The sequence below is a fragment of the Pseudoxanthomonas sp. genome, from assembly GCF_051953815.1.
Lineage (GTDB): Bacteria > Pseudomonadota > Gammaproteobacteria > Xanthomonadales > Xanthomonadaceae > Pseudoxanthomonas_A.
In genome coordinates, this window is the sequence record NZ_JBQCIJ010000022.1 from 14,758 (window position 1) to 38,529 (window position 23,772).

The 23,772-nt window shown below is 66.4% G+C and carries 16 protein-coding genes; 12 read left to right on the forward strand and 4 right to left on the reverse strand.

The genetic code is table 11. The features are described from left to right. Nucleotides 1-182: 182 nt before the first annotated feature. The 12 genes from ACTHN1_RS05480 to ACTHN1_RS05535 all read left to right on the forward strand — a co-directional run bounded on the left by ACTHN1_RS05480 (nt 183) and on the right by ACTHN1_RS05535 (nt 18,269). Nucleotides 183-482, forward strand: coding sequence for a YciI family protein (locus ACTHN1_RS05480; protein WP_295376016.1), 300 nt, complete (start codon nt 183-185; stop codon nt 480-482). A gap of 2 nt (nt 483-484) precedes the next feature. Further along, entirely contained in the window at nt 485-754 is a 270-nt protein-coding gene (locus ACTHN1_RS05485; RefSeq protein ID WP_440470079.1) for a BolA family protein, read from the forward strand. A gap of 101 nt (nt 755-855) precedes the next feature. Then, on the forward strand, nt 856-3,141 hold the full coding sequence (locus ACTHN1_RS05490; protein WP_440469949.1) for a glycoside hydrolase family 3 N-terminal domain-containing protein: 2,286 nt from the start codon (nt 856-858) through the stop codon (nt 3,139-3,141). 564 nt (nt 3,142-3,705) lie between these two features. Next, entirely contained in the window at nt 3,706-4,725 is a 1,020-nt protein-coding gene (locus ACTHN1_RS05495; RefSeq protein ID WP_440469950.1) for a LacI family DNA-binding transcriptional regulator, read from the forward strand. Nucleotides 4,726-4,875: 150 nt separating this feature from the next. After that, nucleotides 4,876-7,860 carry a TonB-dependent receptor gene (locus ACTHN1_RS05500; protein WP_440469951.1) on the forward strand — a complete coding sequence of 995 codons (2,985 nt, stop codon included), beginning with the start codon at nt 4,876-4,878 and terminating at the stop codon, nt 7,858-7,860. Between the two features lie 103 nt (nt 7,861-7,963). Further along, nucleotides 7,964-11,023, forward strand: a complete 3,060-nt coding sequence (locus ACTHN1_RS05505) for a TonB-dependent receptor domain-containing protein (protein WP_440469952.1) — start codon at nt 7,964-7,966, stop codon at nt 11,021-11,023. Nucleotides 11,024-11,172: 149 nt separating this feature from the next. Further along, nucleotides 11,173-12,696, forward strand: coding sequence for a tryptophan halogenase family protein (locus tag ACTHN1_RS05510; protein ID WP_440469953.1), 1,524 nt, complete (start codon nt 11,173-11,175; stop codon nt 12,694-12,696). A gap of 149 nt (nt 12,697-12,845) precedes the next feature. Continuing rightward, nucleotides 12,846-14,417, forward strand: coding sequence for a glucoamylase family protein (locus ACTHN1_RS05515; RefSeq protein WP_440469954.1), 1,572 nt, complete (start codon nt 12,846-12,848; stop codon nt 14,415-14,417). A 70-nt stretch (nt 14,418-14,487) separates the two neighbouring features. Beyond that, complete coding sequence (locus tag ACTHN1_RS05520) at nt 14,488-15,777, forward strand: sugar ABC transporter substrate-binding protein (RefSeq protein WP_440469955.1); 1,290 nt, start codon at nt 14,488-14,490, stop codon at nt 15,775-15,777. After that, on the forward strand, nt 15,774-16,658 hold the full coding sequence (locus tag ACTHN1_RS05525; protein WP_440469956.1) for a carbohydrate ABC transporter permease: 885 nt from the start codon (nt 15,774-15,776) through the stop codon (nt 16,656-16,658). Before ACTHN1_RS05520 ends, ACTHN1_RS05525 begins: the two co-directional genes overlap by 4 nt. Further along, complete coding sequence (locus tag ACTHN1_RS05530) at nt 16,655-17,506, forward strand: carbohydrate ABC transporter permease (RefSeq protein ID WP_440469957.1); 852 nt, start codon at nt 16,655-16,657, stop codon at nt 17,504-17,506. The genes ACTHN1_RS05525 and ACTHN1_RS05530 overlap by 4 nt, the downstream gene beginning before the upstream one ends. A gap of 58 nt (nt 17,507-17,564) precedes the next feature. Then, nucleotides 17,565-18,269 (forward strand): hypothetical protein, encoded by a 705-nt coding sequence (locus ACTHN1_RS05535; RefSeq protein ID WP_440469958.1) that lies wholly within the window; start codon nt 17,565-17,567, stop codon nt 18,267-18,269. A gap of 54 nt (nt 18,270-18,323) precedes the next feature. On the opposite strand, the gene ACTHN1_RS05540 is transcribed toward ACTHN1_RS05535, so the two are convergent. The 4 genes from ACTHN1_RS05540 to ACTHN1_RS05555 all read right to left on the reverse strand — a co-directional run bounded on the left by ACTHN1_RS05540 (nt 18,324) and on the right by ACTHN1_RS05555 (nt 23,616). Beyond that, nucleotides 18,324-18,980 (reverse strand): bifunctional 4-hydroxy-2-oxoglutarate aldolase/2-dehydro-3-deoxy-phosphogluconate aldolase, encoded by a 657-nt coding sequence (locus ACTHN1_RS05540; protein WP_440469959.1) that lies wholly within the window; start codon nt 18,978-18,980, stop codon nt 18,324-18,326. 37 nt (nt 18,981-19,017) lie between these two features. Beyond that, complete coding sequence (gene edd / locus ACTHN1_RS05545) at nt 19,018-20,928, reverse strand: phosphogluconate dehydratase (protein WP_440469960.1); 1,911 nt, start codon at nt 20,926-20,928, stop codon at nt 19,018-19,020. Between the two features lie 260 nt (nt 20,929-21,188). Further along, nucleotides 21,189-22,196 (reverse strand): glucokinase, encoded by a 1,008-nt coding sequence (gene glk / locus ACTHN1_RS05550; protein WP_440469961.1) that lies wholly within the window; start codon nt 22,194-22,196, stop codon nt 21,189-21,191. Nucleotides 22,197-22,254: 58 nt separating this feature from the next. Then, the gene (locus ACTHN1_RS05555; RefSeq protein WP_141453107.1) at nt 22,255-23,616 is read right to left on the reverse strand and encodes a GH1 family beta-glucosidase; all 1,362 of its coding nucleotides are present in this window, start codon (nt 23,614-23,616) and stop codon (nt 22,255-22,257) included. Nucleotides 23,617-23,772 lie beyond the last annotated feature (156 nt).

The following is a 23,772-nucleotide window of genomic DNA, read 5'->3' on the forward strand; positions in this document are numbered from 1 at the left end:
GAATCGATCGTCGTTGGGCGACTGGCCGGCGAATCCGGTGCAGTGCCTGGGAAATCCCCTGACGGGCCGCTGCTTCCGGCCGTGCAGTGGGGCAAGAGTAAGGGCTGCGCCCGGCCCTGTCCAGCACCGCCGGGCGGGCGGCCCGTACAATCCGTTCATCCCCGTTCCGAGTGAGTGAACCTATGTGGTATGCCATCGAAGGCCATGACACCGAAGGCGCGCTGCCCCGGCGCATGGCCGCCCGTCCCGCCCACCTGGCCCGGTTGACCGCGTTGCGCGACGAAGGCCGGCTGCTGCTGGCCGGTCCGTGCCCGGCGATCGACGCCGAGGATCCGGGCGAGGCCGGTTTCAGCGGCAGCATCGTCATCGCCGAGTTCGAATCGCTGGCCGCTGCCCAGGCCTGGGCGCAGGCCGATCCCTATGTGGAAGCCGGCGTCTACGCCCGGGTCGACGTGCGCCCGTTCCGCAAGGTGCTGCCGTGACCGTGGAGCGGGTCGCGCGCATCCGCCAGGCGCTGGAGCAGGCGTTCCAGCCCAGCCTCCTCGAGGTGATCGACGACAGCCATCGCCACGCCGGCCACGCCGGCGCCCGCGACGGGCGGGGCCATTTCGACGTCACCATCGTCAGCCAGGCGTTCGCCGGGCTGGCGCCGCTGGCCCGGCACCGGGCCGTCTACGCCGCGCTGGGCGAGATGATGACGACCGACATCCACGCCCTGTCCATCCACGCTTCCGGACCCGGCGAGCCGGGCTGAGCGGCCGCCGGAAGGGCCGGGATCCGGGGCCGGAGCGCGGTTTTGCAGGCGGCGATGAAAACGTTTACATTCCGCCCCTTGCCCATGGGAGGTGGAAACACATGAACAGTCGTACCCGCGCCGGCCTGTCCGCCGGCGCCCGTCCGCGCGCGCGCCGCCACTGGTGGCTGGCGGCGGCCATCGCCACGGCGCTGGTGGCCCCGGCCGTGGGTGCCCGCACCCAGAAAGCGCCGGCCGGCGAGGCCGCCTTCATCGAAGGCCTGCTGGCGAAGATGACCCTGGAAGAAAAGCTGGGCCAGCTGAACCAGCCTCCCGGACTGGGCAACGACACCGGTCCGCAGGCGATGGCCGGCGGCGAGGACCAGATCCGCAACGGCGAGATCGGCACGTTCCTGGGCACCCAGGGCGCCGAGCTGACCTGCCGGCTGCAGCGCATCGCGGTCGAGGAATCGCGCCTGGGCATTCCGCTGATGTTCGGCTACGACGTCATCCACGGTTACCGCACCATTTTCCCGGTGCCGCTGGGCGAATCGGCCAGCTTCGATCCGGTCGAAGTCGAGAACGCCGCCCGCGTGGCCGCCTGGGAGGCCGCCGGCTACGGCATCCACTGGACCTACGCGCCGATGGTGGACGTGGCGCGGGATCCGCGCTGGGGCCGCATTGTCGAGGGCGCGGGCGAGGATCCCTACCTGGGCTCGGTGCTGGCGGCGGCGCGCGTGCGCGGTTTCCAGGGCAAGCAACTGGGCAACGGCGACACCCTGCTGGCCACGGCCAAGCATTTCGTCGCCTACGGCGCCGCAGAAGGCGGCCGCGACTACAACATCGCCGACATCTCCGAGCGCACCCTGCGCGAGGTCTACCTGCCGCCGTTCAAGGCCGCGGTGGATGCGGGCGCGCAGTCGGTGATGGCCTCGTTCAACGAGGTCGGCGGCGTGCCGATGCACGCCAATGGCGATCTGATCAATGACGTGCTGCGCAAGGAATGGGGCTGGGACGGTCTGCTGGTCAGCGATTACACCGGCGTCGAGGAGCTGATCAAGCACGGCGTGGCCGGCAACCGCGCCGATGCCGGCGTGCTCGGCCTGCGCGCGGGCGTGGACATCGACATGGTCAGCCGCATCTATGTGAAGGATCTGCCGGCGGCGGTGAAGGCCGGCAAGCTGCCGATCGCCACCGTGGACGAGTCGGTGCGCCGCGTGCTGCGGGCCAAGTACCGGATGGGGCTGTTCGAGGATCCGTACCGCTACTGCAACGTCGAGCGCGAAAAAGCGCGCACCCTGACCGCGGACAGCCGCGCGGCCGCGCGCGAGATGGCGCGCAAATCGCTGGTGCTGCTGGACAACACCGGCAGCGTGCTGCCGCTGGACAAGCAGAAGGTGAAGACCCTGGCGGTGATCGGGCCGCTGGCCGATCTGCGCCGGGCGATGCTGGGCAACTGGGCCGGCGCCGGCCGCGACGAGGATGCAATCACTCCGCTGGCGGGCATCCGCGCGGCGGTCGGTCCCGGTACCAAAGTGGTGTATGTCGAAGGCACCTCGCTCGAAGGCGGCGAGACCACGGGGATCGCCGAGGCGGTGAAGGCGGCGCAGCAGGCCGACGCGGTGCTGCTGTTCCTGGGCGAGCATCCGGACATGAGCGCGGAGGCGCGCAACCGCACCTCGCTGGATCTGCCCGGTGCGCAGCAGGCGCTGGCCGACGCGGTCGCCAAGGTCGGCAAGCCGACCGCGGCGGTGCTGCTGAATGGCCGTCCGCTGTCCATCGGACCGCTGCGCGAACGCGTGCCGGCGATCCTGGAGGCGTGGTTCCCGGGCGTGGAGGGCGGCAACGCCATCGCCGACGTGGTGTTCGGCGACTTCAATCCGGCCGGCAAGCTGCCGGTGACCTTCCCGCGCACCGTCGGCCAGGTGCCGATCTACTACGCGCACAAGAACACCGGCCGCCCGCCCAGCGAGACCGAGCGCTACACCTCCAAGTACATCGACGTGCCGTGGACGCCGCTGTACGCCTTCGGCCATGGCCTGAGTTACACGACCTTCCAGTACGGCGGCCTTTCGGTGAAGCATCCGCGCATCGCCGCCGATGGCAGCCAGGAAGTCAGCGTGACGGTGACCAACACCGGCAAGCGCGCCGGCGCCGAAGTGGTGCAGCTGTATGTGCGCGACGACGTCGCCTCGGTGACCCGCCCGGTGAAGCAGTTGCGCGGTTTCGAGCGTGTGCAGCTGGAACCGGGGCAATCGAAGACGGTGACCTTCAAGCTCGGCTTCGAGGACCTGGCGATGTACGACGCGAAGATGAAGCGGGTGGTGGAACCCGGCACCTTCACGGTGTTCGCCGGCGGCAACTCGGTCGATACCCTGGAAGCGAAGTTCGAGGTCGCGGCGAAGTGAGCTGAGCCTCCGATGTCATGGCGGTACTGAAAACGCGCGCGGCCCAGGCTGCGCGCGTTTTTTTTGTCTTGCCGAATGCCTTGTGTTCTGCCGCATGCCCGACCGGGCAAACGGGGGAACCTGCATCCCGTCATTCCAGCGGACGCTGGAATCCATGCGGCGTTGCGTGAGGCTGAAAGCGGGATGGCCAAAAGGGGGCCCGGCTTTCGCCGTGATGACGAAACGGGACGGGCGGGAACAGGTGACCGCGGCGTCAGAGGGGCGCAGGGACGGAACGGGCCGCAAGCGCCTTCCCCGGCGCGAACCCAGGCAGACGAGGACAGTGGATTCGACCAGCCGCTGTCCCCCACAGGTCCGGATTTGTCCGTCTCCCGTCCATGGGCGGCCATGAAATGTCGCGTCAGCGCAGATTTTCTGCAATGCAGCAAAAAAAGAACAAAAAGAAGTCGTTAAGTGGTTGAAATGACTGCGCTGTCATCTGTATCTAACCTGGGCTTTACATCTCGTTTTGAAAACGTTTACAGTCCACTGCAATTGCAGTCATGACCGCGGAGGGGCGGTGCAATGGCGCGAACGGCCGTCACCATCAAAGACGTGGCACGCGAGGCGAAGGTATCCGTCGCCACGGTGTCGCGCGCACTGAACGGACACGACAACGTGGCCGAGACGGTGCGTCGTCACGTCGTCGAGACCGCGGACCGCCTGCGCTACCAGCCGCACGCTGCCGCCCGCAGCCTCAGCAGCCGCCGCACCCAGACCATCGGCGTGGTCCTGCCGGACCTGTACGGCGAATTCTTCTCCGAACTCATCCGCGGCATCGACCAGATCGCGCGTGCGCGTCGCCAGCATCTGCTGGTGTCCAGCTATCACGGCCATCCGGAAGAGCAGGGCGAGGCGCTGCGCGCGATGCGCGGTCGCGTCGATGGCCTGCTGGTGCTGTCGCCGTATGCGGACCGTCCGGGTTTCCTGACCGACAACCTGCCGTCGTCGCTGCCGGTGGTGCTGATCAACACCCAGCTCGATGGCGCGCCGTATCCGGTGCTGAGCATCGACAACTATGGCGGCGCCCGCGCGATGACCGAGCATCTGCTGCAGGCCGGGCACCGCCGCATCGCCTTCATCGGCGGGCCGGAAGACAATTTCGACGCGCGCGAACGCCTGCGTGGCTATCGCGACGCGATCGCCGGCAAGGGTGACGCGTGGGAACTGCCCGGCGACTTCAACGAAGCATCCGGCTACGAAGCCGGCAGGCGGATCCTCGCGTCTAAACAACGCCCGGACGCGGTGTTCGCCGCCAACGACATGATGGCGCTGGGATGCCTGTACGCATTGAACGAAGCGGGTGTCAACGTGCCGCGCGATATCGCGCTGGCAGGGTTCGACGACATCCCGCTCGCACGCTTTGTTCACCCGCCCTTGACGACGATGCGGGTCAGCATTGCCGAATTGGGCGGCCATGCGATGACCCGCCTGCTGGATGGCATCGACGCGGAGGGCAGCATGTCGAATGAAGCGCAGACCCTGATACCGGATCTGATTGTTCGTGAGTCGAGTGCGGGAAAAACAGGCGCGCATGCGCGCTGAAGGCCAGGTGCCACGCGGATTTTTTTTGTTCACAGATGTAACCGTTTCCACAAACGCATTGCCTTGAATTGATCGTCCCGGGAGGGGGAAATCATGGGGTATCGAAATCGCTCGAATCGTTCTCCGCAGCGCAGGTTGTTGAGTTGTGCATTGGCCAGTTGCCTGGTGCTGGGCGTCGCGCCGATGGCGATGGCGCAATCGACGGGTGCGACGATTCGCGGGCAGGTGGCGGGTGATGCCGCGGCCCGGGTGACGGCGACCAACGTTGCGACAGGACTGACCCGCAGCGTTCAATCCAACGCCAACGGCGGTTACTCGCTGGGTGGCCTGCCTCCGGGAACCTACCGTCTTGATGTCGAGCGCGGCGGCGAGCGTTACAGCGAATCGATCACGGTATCCGTTGGCCAGACGGTAACCCTGAATCTGGGCGAGACGGTCGAAGCGACCAGCGTGCAGCCGGCCACGACGTTGGACGGCGTGGTGGTGACCGCCGCGCCGGTCGCAATCGAAACCCGGACGTCGGAAGTGGGCGGCTATGTCACCCAGAAGCAACTGGAAGCCCTGCCGCAGAACTCGCGCAACTTCCTTGCCTTCGCCGATACCATTCCCGGCATCGCCGTCACCCGTTCCGGCGTGGACGAGGTGACGTCGCTGCGCAGCGGTGCGCAGATTTCCAACGGCATCAACGTCTACATCGATGGCGTCGGACAGAAGGACTACGTCCTCAAGGGCGGCATCACCGGTCAGGATTCGACCGCGGGCAATCCGTTCCCGCAGTTGGCGGTCGGCGAGTACAAGGTCATCACGTCCAACTACAAGGCCGAGTACGACCAGTTGAGCAGCGCGGCCATTACCGCGGTCACCAAGTCGGGCACGAACGAATTCGAAGGCAGCTTCTTCTGGGACTACTCGAACCAGGAGTGGATGGCGCGCACGCCACGCCAGCGCCGGGGTGATGTCGTCCAGGATCGCAGCGCCGAGCAGTATGGCGCGTCCTTCGGCGGTCCCATCGTCAAGGACGTCCTGCATTTCTTCGTCACCTACGAAGGCAAGGACATCCTGCGTCCGCGCGACGTGACGCCGGGACCGACCACGGGCACCCGCGTTCCGATCGAACGCTTGCCTGTCGGAGTGCAGGATCTCATCCGCAACAGCACCGGCTCCCCCTTCAGCGAGGATCTCTGGTTCGGCAAGTTGAGCTGGACGCCCGGTGATGCGCACCTGGTGGAGTTCACCATCAAGGATCGCAAGGAAGACGACCTTGCGAACATCGGCAATCTCAACACGGCCGATTACGGCACCAGCCGCGCCGGCAAGGACAGCCGCTACGATCTGCGTTACCAGTACAGTGCGCAGAACTGGCTCAACGACGCGCACATCACTTACGAGGATGCGTCGTTCGGACCGCGTCCGGTGACGATGGGGCCGGGCTTCAACTACCAGGTCCCGGTGAACGGGCAGACCGGCAATAATCCGGCCATGGCGGCGGTCCTCAATTTCGGGGGCGGCAATGACATGCAGGACAAGGGTCAGAAGGGCTTCGCCTTCCAGAACGACTTCACGTTCTTTGGTTGGGAAGGGCACACGATCAAGACCGGCATCAAGTACAAGAAGATCGACATCAGCGCTTACCAGCGCCAGCCTCCCAATCCGCAGTACCGCTTCGATATCGCCCGCAGTTTCGAGGTGCCGTACGAGGTCAACTTCACCTCCACCGGCATCGGCACGATGGGGCCGGTGGAATCGGACAATACCCAGTTCGGCATCTACTTCCAGGACGACTGGGAGGTCAACGAGCACCTGACGCTGAACCTGGGCCTGCGCTGGGATTACGAGAAAACCCCCAGCTTCGAGGACCATGTCACGCCGACCTCGCTGGTCAATGCGCTGCGCAGCTACGGCCCGATCAACAACCCGAACGTCGACTACAACTACAACGATTTCATTTCGACCGGGAACAACCGCAAGGCGTTCAAGGACGCCTGGCAGCCGCGCGTCGGTTTCTCCTACGACCTGTTCGGCGACCAGCGCCATGTGATCTTCGGTGGCGTCGGCCGCGCCTACAGCCGCAACCAGTTCGACTTCATGGCGCGCGAGCAGTACAGCCTGGCGTTCCAGAGCTACACCTACCGCTTCAACACGCCCGGCCACAACTGCTCCAACCAGCCGGCGACCTGCCTGACCTGGAATCCGAGCTACTACGACCAGGCAACCCTGGACGCGCTGGTCGCGGCGAACCCGAACAACGGCACCACCGTCTACATGATCGACAACGACATCAAGACGCCGTACTCGGACCAGTTCAGCCTGGGCATGCGCAACGCGTTCAGCCTGTTTGGCCACGACTGGAATTCGTCGGTGACACTGCTGCATATCCTCAGCCATGACGGCATCCTGTTCTCGGTGGGCAACCGTCTCGCGGATGGTTCGTTCTTCCCGCCGGGTCGCACCTTCGGCAGCGCGCCGCCGGCCAACCTCCCCGGATTCGGCCGCCTGTTGATCGGCCGCAACGCCGTTGAAACACGCCTGACCTCGCTGCTGCTGTCGTTGGACAAGCCATATACCCGCGAGTCGGGGTGGGGCACGACGCTGGCGTACACCTACAGCGACGCCAAGGAGAACCGCAACAACCACGACACGTTCTCGTTCGACTACCCGAATCTGGACAACGTGGGTTTCACCGAGTCGCTGGGTGTTTCCAAGCATCGACTGGTGGCGACCGGCATCATGGATGTGGGCTGGGGCATGACCCTGTCCGGCAAGCTGACCCTGGCGACGCCGGAGGCGCGCGAATCGCTGGACTGCATCAGCATCGATACCTGGAACTGCTACTTCAATCCGTACTACGCCGACACCACCATCGGCTACAAGCAGTTCGATCTCGCCATCCAGAAGGAATGGGATACCGGAACCGATCTCAAGTTCCGCATCCGCGCCGATCTGATCAATGCGTTCGACTGGAACAACTGGACCGGCTGGGATGGAAACCGCGGCACAGGACGTAACCCGGCCAACCCCGCCAGCGTGGCCGTTCCCAACCCCAACTTCGGCAATCGCCAACTCAACAATACTTCTCGTTACGACATCGCCTATCCCACGAGGACCTTCAAGATCACCTTCGGACTCAACTGGTGAGCCTGCAGGGGCCACCGCCTGATTCCAGGCGTGGATCCTGACGCTCTACCTGGAAAGACAGCACAAGAAACAGCCCTTACCTTCACGTCTTGGACTTATGACCATGAAGCAACGCAACCACAAAGCGCGGCAACCCAATCGTACCCTCCTGGCCTGCGCGCTCGTCAGCTGCCTGGCGATGAGCGCACCGGCTTTCGCCCAGTCCACCGGCGCCACCCTGCGTGGCCAGGTGGCCGGCGCTTCGGCGAGCACCGAAGTCGTCGCCACCAACGTCGCCACCGGCGCGGTCCGGCGCACCCAGACCACCGCCAATGGCACCTACACCCTGGTCGGCCTGCCGCCGGGCACCTACACCGTGCAGGCGGGCGGGGCGTCGCAGACGGTAACCCTGGCCGTGGCGGCCAGTTCCACCCTGAACCTGGATTCCGGCGCCTCCGCGCCGGCGGGCGATGCGACCAACCTGGACACGGTGACGGTGTCCGCACCGCTGCTGCGTGACGTCCGCACCTCGGAAGTGGGCAACACCATTTCCCAGCGCCAGATCGAGACGCTGCCGCAGGCGACGCGCAACTTCCTGGAGTTCGCCGACACCATCCCCGGCATGCAGTTCAAGATCAACAACCAGGGCGTGGCCGAACTGCGCAGCGGCGTGACCAACACCAGCTCGACCAACCTGTTCATCGACGGCGTCAGCCAGAAGAGCTACGTCGAGCGCGGCGGCATCGCCGGCCAGCAGCAGAGCGCGGGCAATCCGTTCCCGCAGCTGGCGATCGGTGAATACAAGGTCATCACCTCCAACTACAAGGCCGAGTACGGCCAGATCAGCGGCGCGGCGATCACCGCGGCGACCCGGTCGGGCACCAACGAGTTCGAAGGCGAGGTGTTCTACCACTACACCGACGAAGGCATGCGCGAGAAGCTGCCCAACGAATGGAACAAGGAAAAGGGCTCGTCGCAGATCAAGGAATGGGGCCTGGCGGTGGGCGGTCCGATCCTGAAGGATCGGATGCATTTCTTCTTCGCCTACGAGAACAAGGAAAACATCTACGCACAGACCGTCCAGCCGTCGGCCGAATCCGGCAACGTCGCTGACCGGTTGCCGGCCGATCTGCGGTCCTACTTCGGCGCGGCCTACGTCCCGCTGGACGAGGATCTCTACTTCGCGAAACTGAGCTGGGACCTCAACGAGCGTGATCGCCTGGAACTGAGCGCCCAGTATCGCGATGAGACCCAGGCCGGCAATATCGGCGGCCAGGACACGCCCGAGCACGGCCAGCAGCGCATCAACAAGGACGAGCGTTCCAATCTGCGCTGGCAGCACAGCGGCGATCGCTTCTTCAACGAATTGATCGTCACCACGGAACGGACCGAGAACAACCCGAATCCGTTCGGCTTCGGCAATGGCCGCAAGATCGCCTGGCTGGAAGACACCGGCCAGCCCGAACCGGCGGAACGTGCCCTACTCAACCTGGGCCCGGCTGACGGCTTCAGCGTCAAGAGCGCCATCCAGAAGGGCTGGTCGATCCAGGACGACCTGACTTTCAACAGCTTCCAGTGGCATGGCGATCACACCATCAAGATGGGCGTGAGCTTCAAGTCCATCGACCTGACCTCCAGCGATGGCCAGGCCTACAACCCGCAGTTCACTTACGCCTTCGATCCCGCCACCGGCGTCGTGTCCAACATCCCGTACCGGGTGGAGTTCCTGGCGCCGTTCGACGAGCCGGGCCAGTCGGCGCTGGTCAAGACCGACGCCAAGCAGTACGGCTTCTATATCCAGGACGACTGGCAGGTGAACGAACACCTGATGTTGAACCTGGGTATCCGCTGGGATTACGAGGACGTGCCGGCCTACACCGACCACGTGACCTCGCCGGCGTATCTGGCCGCACTGTATGGTCCCGATCCGGACAACCCGGGCGAACCGTGGATCAATCGCTGGCTGAAGGGCGGCAAGGATGCGCTGAATCCGGCCGACTACATCAGCAACGGCCACAACCGCAAGAGCTTCAAGGACGCCTGGGCGCCGCGCTTCGGCTTCTCCTATGACATCTTCGGTGACGAGCGCCACGTGATCCACGGTGGCGCCGGTCGCTCCTACGATCGCAACCTGTTCAAGGATCTGGCGCTGGAGAAGACCAAGTCGGCGGTGTCGCTGGTGCGCTTCGAGTTCCAGGATCCGGTCACCGGCCAGTGCGTGCGCGAACCGGCCAGCACCGGTCGCTGCCTGCCGTGGGATCCGGCCTACCTGGGCGGCGTGGACGTGCTGGCCGCGGCCATCGCCGGCCGTGGCGGCGCCGAAGTCTTCATGCTCAACAACAAGCTGAAGACGCCGTACGCCGATCAGTTCAGCCTGGGCATCACCAACCAGATCGGCGAATGGCTGTCGGACGTGACCATCCAGCGCATCATGTCGCGTGACGGTTTCGGCTTCACCCTGGCCAACCGCCATCCGGACGGTTCGTTCTTCCAGAACGGCGGCGCGCCGTGGGGCGGCACGGTCCCGGGTTACGGCGGCACGATCGTCGGCGACAACGGCGTGGAGAGCAACAACACCCAGATCCTGCTGTCGCTGGAGAAGCCGTACACCAAGGCCTCGGGTTGGGGCGTGAACTTCGGCTATACCCATACCCAGGGTCGCCAGAACAGCACCAACTCGGAAGATCCGTTTGCCTACTTCGACAAGTCGCGCCTGGGCTACGTGCCGTTCGTGAAGTCCGGCAACGCGCCCAAGCATCGCTTCACCGCGTCGGGTTCGATCGATGGTCCGTGGGGCATCACCTTCGGCGCCAAGATCGTCCTGGAGACCCCGACCCCGCGCAACACCATCGCCTGCTATGGCTATGACGCATGGGATGGTTCGCGCTGCCAGCTGGTGGGCTTCACTCCGCCGGCCAACGGCAAGTTCCTGATCGGCGGCAAGATCTTCAGCTACCGCACGGTCGATTTCCAGGCGACCAAGGTGTTCGAATTGCCGGGCGACACCAAGCTTTCCATCCGGGCCAACCTGCTGAACGCGTTCAACTTCAAGAACTATTCGGACTACGCGTACAACGGCTTCGGCAGCGGTGGACAGCTCGACCCCGACATCTCGATCAACACGCGCGGCAACATCTACTACTTCCCGCGTACGTTGAATCTGGAAGTCAGCTACAAGTTCTGATCATGGCCGCGCCGCGGCACCTTCTCTCCGGGTGCCGCGGCAACGCCGACGGATTTCTTCCGGGCTGTTTCTCCTGAATGATGCTTCGCCGCCTCCGGATGCCGGGGCGGCGGAGAGCGCAGGTTCCATCGTACTTCCGACATCGCGACATGAATCCACAAACCCTGCGCAACATCGTGATCGTCGGCGGCGGTACCGCCGGTTGGATGGCCGCCGCCGCCTTCGCCCGCGTGCTGGGGCAGGATTACGCCATCACCCTGGTGGAATCCGAGCAGATCGGCATCGTGGGGGTGGGCGAGGCGACGGTCCCGCACATCAAAGCCTTCAACCAGCTGTTGCGCATCGACGAGGCGGATTTCGTCCGCAGCACGCAGGGCACCTTCAAGCTGGGCATCGAGTTCGTCGACTGGTATCGCACCGGTCATACCTATATCCATGGATTTGGCCAGGAAATCGGCCATCCCTACGGCCTGCTGCCGTTCCAGCAGTACTGGTTCAAGGCGCGCAAGGCCGGCATGGCGCAGTCGCTGGACGCCTATACGCTCAACAGCCTGGCCGCGCGGCGCGGCCGGTTCATGACCGGCGCGAGCGACGTGCCGCCCGATTCACCGCTGGCCAACATCGCCTACGCCTATCACTTCGATGCCGGCCTGTATGCCAAGTACCTGCGCGCCTATTCCGAACGACTGGGCGTGAAGCGGGTGGAGGGCATCGTCGAGCAGGTCCAGCTGGATCCCGGAAACGGCCACGTCCGCTCGTTGCGCCTGCGCTCGGGCGAGGAGGTGGCCGGTGACCTGTTCATCGATTGCTCCGGCTTCCGTGGCCTGCTGATCGAGGAAGCGCTGCACACCGGCTACATCGACTACACGCACTGGCTGCCCTGCGATCGCGCGCTGGCCGTACCCTGCGAGAAGGTGGGCCCGCCGACGCCGTTCACGCGTTCGACCGCGCGCAGTGCGGGTTGGCAATGGCGGATCCCGCTGCAGCACCGGACCGGCAACGGCTACGTCTATTCCAGCGCCCACATCAGCGACGACGAGGCGGCCGCGACCCTGCTTGCCAACCTCGACGGCCGCGCGCTGGCCGATCCGCGACCGCTGCGCTTCACCACCGGTCGCCGCAGGAAGTGCTGGAACCGCAACGTGGTCGCGCTCGGCCTGGCGAGCGGTTTCATGGAACCGCTGGAATCCACCAGCATCCACCTGATCCAGTCGGGCATCTCCAAGCTGCTGGAACTGCTGCCGCGCGAGGGCTTCAACGAAGTGCTCGCGCAGCGCTACAACGATCAACTGGCATTCGAGTTCGAACGCATCCGCGATTTCCTGGTGCTGCACTACAACGCCACCGAGCGCGACGATTCGCCGTTCTGGCGCCAATGCCGCGACATGTCGGTGCCGGAAAGCCTGAGCGCCAATCTGGATCTGTTCCGCGACAGCGGGCGCTTCTTCCGCAACGCCAGCGAGATGTTCGCCGAGATCAGCTGGGTGCAGGTGATGATCGGGCAGGGCGTCGAACCACGCGGCTGGCATCCGCTGGTGGACCGCGTCCCGGACGCGGATCTGAAGCGATTGATGGACAGCGTGGCGGGAACCATCAGCGCCTGCGTCGACGCCATGCCCGAGCACCAGCGGTTCATCGACCGCCACTGCAAAGCCGAGCCGGTATCGTTCTGATGCGCCGGCGTCCTTTCTCCACGCGTTGAGCCGCGATATCGCGGCCACCCTTGAAGGAAAAGAAACGACTAGAGATGAAAACGTTTACAGGCAAGAAGGGCCAGACCGGGGCCAGGGGAAACCGGAATTGGACATGGCTGGCAGGCCTGATGGTGGTCCTGCTGGCGGCCTGCAACCGGGCGCCCGCGCCGGCCGAGTCGGCCAAGCCCGCGCAACCGGCGGCGACGGCGGAAGTGCGCAAGAAACCGGAGAAGCCGGAACTGCCGCCGCTGTTCCGCGACGTCGAACGGCGCACGTTCCAGTTTTTCTGGGACACCACCAACGAACTCAACGGGCTGACGCCGGACCGCTTTCCGTCGCGACCGTTCGCCAGCATCGCCTCGGTCGGTTTCGCCCTGACCGCCTATCCGATCGGCGTCGAGAACGGCTGGCTCAGCCGGACCCAGGCGGTGGACCGCACCCTGACCACGCTGAAGTTCTTCCGTGACCTGCCGCAGGGCCCGCAGCCGGAAGGCAAGGGCGGCTACAAGGGTTTCTACTACCACTTCCTCGACATGCAGACCGGCCATCGCTATGCGACCTGGGTGGAACTGTCGAGCGTGGACACCACCTTGCTGATGATGGGCGTGCTGTTCGCCCAGTCCTACTACGATCGCGACGATCCGCGCGAGCAGGAAATCCGCGAACTGGCCGACGTGCTCTACAAGCGGGTGGACTGGACCTGGCTGCAGAAGAACAAGCCGCTGGTGTCGATGGGCTGGTATCCGGAGAGCGGAGTGATTCCGCATGACTGGAAGGGCTACAACGAAGCCATGATGCTGTACGTGCTGGCGCTGGGGTCGCCGAGCCATCCGGTGGGTCCGGAGGCGTGGGAAGTGTGGACGCGCACCTACGGCGAGTCGTGGGGCGTGTACCAGGGCCAGGAGTACCTGACCTTCGGACCGCATTTCGGCCACCAGTACAGCCACGTGTGGATCGACTTCCGCGGCATCCAGGACGCGTACATGCGCGAGAAGGGCATCGATTATTTCGAGAACAGCCGCCGCGCCACCTACGCCCAGCGCAGCTACGCCATGGAAAATCCGATGAAGTGGCGCGGTTACGGCGAGAACGTCTGGGGCCTGACCGCCAGCGACGGCCCGCAGCAGACCCTGCAGGAATACCGCGGCGAACAGCGCCAGTTCCGCCACTACTCCGCGCGTGGCGTGGGCTTCCGCGAGAACTTCGACGACGGCACCATCGCCCCGACCGCGGCGATCGCCTCGCTGCCGTTCGCGCCGGAGATCGTGATCCCGGCGACCGAGGAAATGCACAAGCGCTACGGCGAGTACCTGTATTCCAGCTATGGCTTCCTGGATGCGTTCAATCCCAGCTTCGACTACGACATTCCGCTGAAGGCCGGGCGCATCGTGCCGGGAGAGGGTTGGGTGGGCAGCGACTACATCGGCATCGACCAGGGGCCGATCCTGACGATGATCGCCAACTACCGGAACGGCTTCGTCTGGGAAGTGATGAAGAAGAATCCGTACATCCGCAAGGGCCTGGAACGCGCGGGCTTCGAGGGCGGCTGGATGACGCCCAAGGGCGCGCCCATCCAGGTGCCGGCCAACGCGGACCCGGAAGCGGCCGCGGCGCGGGCCCTGGGCACGGCCGAATCGCGCGCGGCGCAGGCCGCCGAACAGCAGGCCGAGGCGCCGGCGCGCAACCAGACACCGCAATAAGTAAGCTGTCGGCATGATCAGGTTCTCTCCGGCACGCATCAGGCATCCCTCGGGTGGTGGGGGATGTCTGGTGCGCTGCTGTCTTTTCCTGCTGGCGCTGGCCGGGTTGCTGCTGTCCACCGGTTGCGGGCGGGAAGAGGGACGCGAGAAGGTGACCTTCTGGGCCATGGGACGCGAGGCCGAGGTGGTCGCCGAGCTGGTCACCGAATTCGAACGCGAGAACCCCGGCATCGATGTCGATGTCCAGAACATCCCCTGGACCGCCGCGCACGAGAAACTGCTGACCGCGTTCGCCGCCGATGGCCTGCCGGACCTGTGCCAGCTCGGCAACACCTGGCTGCCGGAGTTCGCCGCGCTGGGCACCCTGGAACCGCTCCAGTCCTACGTGGACGGGTCCAAGGTGGTGGAGCAGGACGATTATTTCCCGGGCATCTGGGACACCGCCGTGGTCGACCGGCAACTGCTGGGCGTGCCCTGGTACGTGGACACCCGCCTGCTGTACTACCGCAAGGATCTGCTGCGCCAGGCCGGCTTCGACACCCCGCCGGTCACCTGGGCCGAGTGGGAGAAGGCGATGGCGGCGATCAAGCGCAACGCCGGCCCCGATCGCTACGCCATCCTGATGCCGGTCAACGAGTTCGAGCAGCAGGTCTCGCTGGCGCTGCAGATGCCGGACCCGTTGCTGCGCGATCACGACAACCGCGGCAACTTCCGCAGTCCCGGCTTCCGGCGCGCGCTGGGCTTCTACGCCAACATGTTCGAGCAGGGCTGGGCGCCGAAGATGTCGGAAACCCAGATCTCCAATGTCTGGGACGAGTTCTTCAACGGCTTCTACGCCTTCTATCTGTCCGGCCCCTGGAACATCCGCGAGTTCCGCAAGCGCCAGCCCGCCCATCTGCGCGATCAGTGGGGCACCATGCCGCTGCCCGGCCCGGATGGCCCTGGCGCGGGCATCGCCGGCGGCACCAGCCTGGTGATTTTCCGCAGCTCCGAGCGCAAGGCGGCGGCGTGGAAGTTGATCGAGTTCCTGTCGCGTCCGGCGATCCAGCAGCGTTTCCACGCCCTGATCGGCGACCTGCCGCCACGGCGCAGCACCTGGGAACATCCGGCGCTGGCCAACGACGAATACGCGCGCGCGTTCCGGGATCAGCTGGAGCGGGTCAAGCCCACGCCCAAGGTACTGGAGTGGGAGCGCATCGCCCAGGAAATGCGGCTGGTGACCGAGCAGGTGGTGCGCGGCGGCCAGCGCCAGGAGCGCGCGGTGGAGGATCTGGATGCGCGCGTGGACGCCATCCTGGAGAAGCGCCGCTGGATGTACGAGCGTGACCATCCCGCCGCCGCCACGGGAGCGCAGCGATGATGCGGCGCACTTCGGTGGCGGGCTGGGTGTTCGCCGGACCCGCGCTGGTCGTGCTGGGCGTGTTCTTCGGCCTGCCGGTGTTCTCGGCGCTGCTGCTGAGCCTGACCGACTTCGATCTGTATGCGCTGGCCGACGCGGACAATCTGCGTTTCGTCGGCCTGGGCAATTACTGGGAGCTGTTGCAGGCGCCGATGTTCTGGAAGTCGTTGTGGAACACGACGTACTTCGTGATCGTCGGCGTGCCGCTGTCGATCGCCGTCTCGCTGGGCGCGGCCATGCTGCTCAATGCGCCGGTGGCGCGCTTCAAGGCGCTGTTCCGCACCGCGCTGTTCGCGCCGGTGGTGACCACGCTGGTGGCCGTGGCGGTGATCTGGCGCTATCTGTTCCATACCAGCTATGGGCTGGTGAACTGGGCGCTGGGCCACCTGGGTATCGCCCCCATCGACTGGCTGGGTGATCCGCGCTGGGCGATGCCGACCATCATGCTGTTCGCGGTGTGGAAGAACTTCGGCTACAACATGGTCATCTTCCTGGCCGGCCTGCAGGCCATTCCGCAGGACCTGTACGAGGCCGCGCGCATCGACGGGGCGTCGAAGTGGCGGCAGTTCCTGCACATCACCCTGCCGATGCTGGGGCCGGTGCTGCTGGTGGTCGGGGTGATCACGGTATCGGGCTACTTCCAGCTGTTCGCCGAACCCTACGTGATGACCCGCGGCGACCCGTTGCAGAGCACGGTCAGCGTCCTGTACTTCATGTTCGAGGAGGGCTTCAAGTGGTGGCGGCTCGGCCGCGCCTCGGCGGTGGCGTTCCTGCTGTTCCTGATCATCCTGGCGGTGACCACCGTGATGCTGCGCCTGGGGCGCAGGAAGGATCTGGTATGAGCCGGCACGCGCTCCCGCGCGAGGTGGGGACATCGCGTTGGCATGCCTGGGCGGTCAACGGCGCGCTGCTGCTGCTGGCGGTGGTCAGCCTGGCGCCGCTGCTGTGGATGGTGTCGGTGTCGTTCATGCCGGCCGGCGAGGCCAGCCGCTTCCCGCCGCCGCTGCTGCCGTCCGGGGCGACGCTGGCCAACTACCACGAACTGTTCGCGCGCACCGGCATGGCGCGCAACTTCGCCAACAGCCTGCTGGTGTCCGGCGCCATCACGCTGGGCTCGCTGCTGATCAACACGATGGCCGGCTATGCCTTCGCCAAGCTGCGCTTCAGCGGCCGGGATCGGATCTTCCAGCTGTTGCTGGCGGCGCTGGTGATTCCCGCGCAGGTGGCGATGCTGCCGCTGTTCCTGCTGATGAAGCAACTGGGACTGGTCAACAGTTTCGGCGGCGTGATCGTGCCGGCGCTGGCGACGGTGTTCGGCATCTTCCTGGTCCGCCAGTACGCGCGCGGCATTCCGGACGAACTGCTGGAAGCCGCGCGCATCGATGGCGCCAGCGAGTGGCGGATCTTCTTCCAGGTCGTGCTGCCGATGCTCAAGCCGGTGCTGGTGACGTTGGCCATCTTCACCTTCATGGCGGCCTGGAACGACTTCATGTGGCCCTTGATCGTGCTGACCGACCAGGCCCACTACACGCTGCCGGTGGCGCTGGCTTCGCTGTCGCGCGAACACATCATGGACGTCGAGATGATGATGGCCGGCGCGGTCATCACCGTGCTGCCGGTGCTGCTGCTGTTCCTGCTGCTGCAGCGCTACTACCTCCAGGGCCTGCTGCTGGGGAGCGTCAAGGGCTGACGGAGTGTTGCCTGCGAAACGCCGCATGCAGGAGCGGGCGGGAAGGTAGAGTGTCGCCATGGCGATGAGGGAACGCGGCTTCACCCCGCTCTGGCCGCTGCCGCTGGCGGCCGCCTTGCTGCTGCTGGTCGCCACGCATCTGGCCCTGTGGCTGTCGATCCAGGCCGGCCATGTGCCGGCCTGCGTGCCGTACTGGGAAGGCTGCACCTCGATAAGCCGCGCGGCGCGGCACGGGCTGGGCAATCATCTGTTCCGCCTGCTGGTGATTCCCTGCGCGCTCCTGCATGGCGCCACCTGGTGGCTGGCCGGGCCGTGGCTGCGTGAGCGGGAGCGGGGAAGTACGGCGGCGCGGTGGCTGCGGGTGCTGGGCCTGTTTTCGGCGTCGGCCCTGGCAATCTATGCGACCTTCCTCGGAACCGACGGCGAGGTCTACGGTTTCCTGCGCCGCTACGGCGTGACCGTGTACTTCGGCTTCGGGTTTCTGGCCCAGTTGCTGTTGATGCGGCGGGCGAGGGTGCTTCGGCGCCTGGCGCCGGCATTGCTGACCGGCATGGCCGCGCTGTGCGTGGCCATGCTCGGACTGGGCGTGGGCAATGTCGTCACCGGCGCGCTGATCGCCGATGACGCGCTGCGTGATCGGATCGAGAACGCGCTGGAATGGCAGCTTGGCCTGCTGCTGGTCGGCTGGCACCTGCTGCTGGCGCGCGGCTGGTGGCGCGACCGGTTCGGGTTGCGCCTGTATCGGGAAGGAGACCCGCTGTAGGAGCGATGTCGGTCGCGACCGACGTCGCTCCCACAGGGAAACGAAGCGGGGGAATCAGCCGCGCACGCGCTGGACGATCGCGGCGGCCTTGGCCGAACTCTCGCGCACCTTGTCCCACTCGCCGGCATCCAGCCAGGCCTTGGGCACCATCCACGAGCCGCCGATGCAGACCACGTTCGGCTGCGACAGGTAGTCGGCGGCGGTGTCCTCGCCGATGCCGCCGGTCGGGCACAGTTTGAGTTCCGACAACGGGCCGGCCAGGCCCTTGAGCATCGCCAGTCCACCGACGGCGGAGGCAGGGAACAGCTTGCAGACCCGGAAACCGCGCGCCATCAGCGACAGCAGTTCGGTCGGCGTGGCCGCGCCCGGCACCACCGGCACCGGCGCCGCGGCCAGCGCATCGGCCATCTCGGCGGTGGTGCCCGGCGTCACCAGGAAATCCGCGCCGGCGTCGATGGAGCGCTGCATCTGCTCGACGCTCAACACGGTGCCGGCGCCGATCACGATGTCCGGCAGTTCGCGCTTGAGCATCGCCAGCGCCTCCATCGCCACCGGCGTGCGCAGGGTCAGTTCGATGGCCGGCAGGCCGCCGGCCAGCAGCGCCTCGGAAACGCGCCGCGCCTCGTCCAGCGTGTGCACGGTGACGACCGGCAGGATGCCGGCGGCGCGGAGGAGTTGTTCGGCTTTCTGCTGGCGGGCTTCGATGCTCATGGGGAATCGGTCAATGCGTGGGAGGGGGAAGAGGCGCTCAGGCGTCCTTCGCTTCGTGCGGGGCTTCGGCGGCATGCCCGGCGTCGCCGAGCTCGTATTCCGAATCGTATTCCCAGGTGCCGTTGTGGTACGGCGGGCCGCAGGAAATCGACAGCGCGCCCTGATCCGCCGGCGTCACCACGTCGCGGCTGACCGCGAACAGGTTGCGGCCGATGTCGAGCGCGGCGGGCGAGGTGTTCGGCGCGAGCTCGCGCGCATTCCATTCCTCCGCCGGCACCAGCGCCTCAAGCACGCCGGCCTCGGCGTCCAGGCGGATCAGATCGCCCTCGCGCAGCCGGGCCAGCGGACCGCCGCGGGCGGCTTCCGGGGTCATGTGGATGGCGGCGGGAATCTTGCCGGAGGCGCCGGACAGGCGGCCGTCGGTGACCAGCGCGACGCGCCGGCCCTGGTTCTGCAGCAGGCCCAGCAGCGGCGCCAGCGAATGCAGTTCCGGCATGCCATTGGCGCGCGGCCCCTGGTAGCGCACCACCGCCACGAAATCCTGCGGCAGCACGCCGGCGGCATGCAGCTTGTTGAGCGCGCGCGGGTCGTCCACCACCACGGCGGGCGCTTCGATGAAGCGGTACTCCGGCTTCACCGCCGAGGTCTTGATCAGCGAGCGGCCGAGGTTGCCGCGCAACAGGCGCAGGCCGCCCTGGTCCTCGAACGCCTCGGCGACCGGACGCACCACCGCCGGGTCGGCGCTCTGCGCCACGCCGGGCGCGTAGGCCAGTTGGCCGTCCTGCAGGCGCGGTTCGTCGCAGAACGCGCGCATGCCGCCCGGCACGATGGTCGGCAGGTCATGCATCAAGCCGGCGTCGAGCAGTTCGCGGAACACGAACGCGGTGCCGCCGGCGGCGGCGAAGCGGTTCACGTCGGCGTCGCCATTCGGATACACCCGCGCAAGCAGCGGCACGGTGCGCGAAATGAGGTCGATGTCGTCCCAGGTGAGCACAATGCCGGCCGCGCGCGCCACCGCCACCCAGTGGATGGTGTGGTTGGTGGAACCGCCGGTCGCCATCAGCGCGGCGATCGCGTTGACGATCGCGCGCTCGTCGATCAGGTGGCCGAGCGGACGGTAGTCATCGCCCAGCGCGGTGATGCGCAGGGCGCGTTCGGCCGAAGCGCGGGTCAGCACGTCGCGCAATGGCTGGTCGGGATTGACGAACGAGGTGCCCGGCAACTGCACGCCCATCGCTTCCAGCAGCACCTGGTTGGAGTTGGCGGTGCCATAGAAGGTGCAGGTGCCCGGCGCGTGGTAGCTGGCCGATTCGGCTTCCAGCAGTTCCTCGCGGCTGGCCTCGCCGGCGGCGTAGCGCTCGCGCACTTCCGCCTTCTTCTTGTTGGGAATGCCCGGGGTCATCGGACCGGCCGGCACGAACACCGCCGGCAGGTGGCCGAAGGCGAGCGCGCCGATCAGCAGGCCCGGCACGATCTTGTCGCACACGCCCAGGTACAGCGCGGCGTCGAACATGTCATGGCTCAGCGATACCGCGGTGGCCTGGGCGATCACGTCGCGCGAGAACAGCGACAGTTCCATGCCCGGCCGGCCCTGGGTGACGCCGTCGCACATCGCCGGCACGCCGCCGGCGACCTGCGCGGTGGCGCCGATCGAACGCGCCACTTCGCGGATCAGCTCCGGGTAGGTTTCGAACGGCTGGTGCGCCGACAGCATGTCGTTGTAGGCGGTGACGATGCCCAGGTTGGGGGTGGCGTCGGCGCGCAGGCGATCCTTGTCGGTCGGGCCGCAGGCGGCGAACGCGTGCGCGAGGTTGCCGCAACTGAGGCGGCTGCGATGCGGGCCGGCGGCGTTGGCCGCATCGATGCCGGCGAGATAGGCGCGGCGCAGCGGCAGGCTGCGCTGGCGGATGCGTTCGGTGACTTCTTGGATGCGCGGATGCAGGCTCATTGGCGTCGGCTGGACTGCGGAAGGACGAGTGTGCGCCGCTGGCCGTGGGCAGGGCGTCGTCGGTGTCCACGCAGCGGCGCATGCCGGACTGCGCCATGCCGGGGCAGGGCAAGCATGTGTCCGGCCTGCACGCGGGTTCCAGGCCGACGTCGCCGCCGATGCAGGGCGGACAACGGAGAACCCCTCAACTTTCTACCTTTTGCGCCTGCAATGAAAGTGACCAAAGCCAGACCAGCCCGCGATGCGGGCGGTCGGCGTGATCAGCGGGACGGCCCGTAGGCTTCCACCGCGATGGCCGCCGCGCCGAGCAGGCCGGGACGCGGATGGACGATCGCCAGGGTGGGTACGCGCGCCATGTTGGCGGAGAAGCGTCCCTTGTGTTCGAAGCGTTGGCGGAAGCCGGAATGCTGCAGCGAGGTCAGCAGTTTCGGCACCAGTCCGCCGGTGAGGAACACGCCGTCCCAGGCGCCGAGGGTCAGCACCAGATCGCCGGCCACCGCGCCGAACACCGCGCAGAACACATCGATGGCGTTGTTGCTGCGCGCATCGCCGGTGGCGGCGCGCGCGGTGACGTCGGAAGGCTGCAGGTTGCCCGGATCCTCGCCGGCGATCTCGCTGAGCGCGCGGTGCAGGTTGACCAGTCCGGGGCCGCAGATCAGGCGTTCGATCGACACCCGGCCGAACTGCGCCGAGAGCCGCTGCAGGATTTCGATTTCCTGCGGCGTGCCGGGGGCGAAGCTGACGTGGCCGCCTTCGGTCTCCAGCGGAAAGGTGCGGCCGTCGCGGATGATCAGGCCACCCACGCCCAGTCCGGTGCCCGGCCCGATCACGCCGTAGGTGCGATGCGTCGCCTGGGGATCCGGCGTCCAGTCGGGAATACCAATCGCGACCACGTCCTGGCGGCCGAGCAGCGGCAGCGCCATCGCCTGGGCGGCGAAATCGTTGACCAGGCGCAGGTCGTCGAAGCCCAGCGCGTCGCGGGTGCGCGACAGCGAAATCACCCACGGGTGGTTGGTGATGCGGGCCTCGTCGCCGTCGACGCGGCCGGCGACGGCGAACACGCCGTTGCGGATGTCCAGGCCGGACTGTTCGGCGCCGACCTCGTCCAGGTAATGCTGGGCGGCGTCGGCCAGGGACGGGAAATCCGCCACCGCGAAGCCGCGCACGCTGTCTTCCAGCAGCGGCACGGCGGCGCTGGTGTCAGCCAGCGCGAAGCGTGCATTGGTGCCGCCGATGTCGGCGAGCAGGACCCGGTGATCGGTGCTCATGCGGGGTGCTTACTCTTGAAGGGGTCTTGGCCGCAAAAAGTAGTCCGCCGCATTCGCCTCAGTCGTCCTCGTTGGTCAGCGCGTCGCCGTGGCTGGCGACGACCTTCGCATAATAGCGTGCGCTGTCCTTCGGTGTGCGGGTCTGGCTGTCGAAGTCGACGTGGATGATGCCGAAGCGCTTGGAGTACCCGAGCGACCATTCCAGGTTGTCCAGCAGCGACCACACGTAGTAGCCGCCGATGTCGCAACCGGCCTCGATGGCCGCGTGCACCGCGCGCAGGTGCTGGCGCAGGTAGCTCAGGCGCAGCGGATCGCGCACGCGGCCACGCTCGGCCTTGGGCGGATCGAAGAAGGCGGCGCCGTTCTCGGTGATGAACACCTTGGGGTTCCCGTAGCGGTCCTTGACCCAGGTGAGTGTATCGGTCAGACCCTGCGGGAAGACCTCCCAGCCGGTCTCCGTATACGTATGCTGCGTCTGCCGGACCGGCGAGACCTTCAACGGCCAGTTCGATTCGTCGTGGCGGGAGACGTTGCGGGTGTAGTAGTTCACGCCGATGAAATCCAGCGGCTGGCGGATCAGGTCCATGTCCGCCTGCGGCCATTCCGGCCAGGCTTCGCCGAAGATCTCGCGCAGTTCTTCCGGGTAGGTGCCGAAGAACACCGGATCCAGGTACTGCCGGTTCATGTAGGCCTCGGCGCGCCGGGTGGCGGCCAGATCCTCGGGGCTGTCGCTGGCCGGGTACTTCGGCTCGATGTTCACCACCAGGCCGATCTCGTGCTTGCCGATGGCGCGGTAGGCCTGCACCGACTTGCCGTGCGAGCGCAGCAGGTGGTGCGAGGCGATGGGCGCCTCGAAGCGGTTGCGGTGGCCCGGCGCCAGCGCGCCGTGCAGGTAGCCGCCGTCGGTGACCACCCAGGGTTCGTTGAGGGTGGCCCAGCGTTTGATGCGGCCATCCAGGCGCTTGAACATCACTTCGCTGTACTCGGCGAACCAGTCGGCGATGTCCGGGTTCAGCCAGCCGCCGCGATCGTCCAGCGCCGCCGGCAGGTCCCAGTGGAACAGGGTGGCGGTGGGCTGGATGCCGTTTTCCAGCAAGGTGTCGACCAGGCGCTCGTAGAAGTCCAGGCCCTTCTGGTTGATCCGGCCGCGGCCTTCGGGCATCACCCGGCTCCAGGACACGCTGAAGCGGTAGGCCTGCATGCCCAGTTCCTTCATCAGCCCGATATCCTCGCGCCAGCGGTTGTAGTGGTCGCAGGCCACGTCGCCGGTGTCGTTGTTGAGCATGCGGCCGGGGGTGTGGGCGAAACGCTGCCAGATGCTGGGACCGGCGCCGTCGGCCAGCGGCGAGCCTTCGATCTGGTAGGCCGCGGTGGCGCTACCCCAGATGAAGTTCTCGGGGAAACGATAAGACTTCGACATGGCCCCTCCGGCAGTGTCGTGAAAGTGTGGGGACGAGTGGGGTGATTGCGTTGTGAAAACGATTACATGGCAGAATAACCCAACTTCCCGGGTTGGGAAATGGGAAGGTGGTCATTGAGGGCGTGCATTCGTATGCGCGCCGCTGCAACCGGGAGG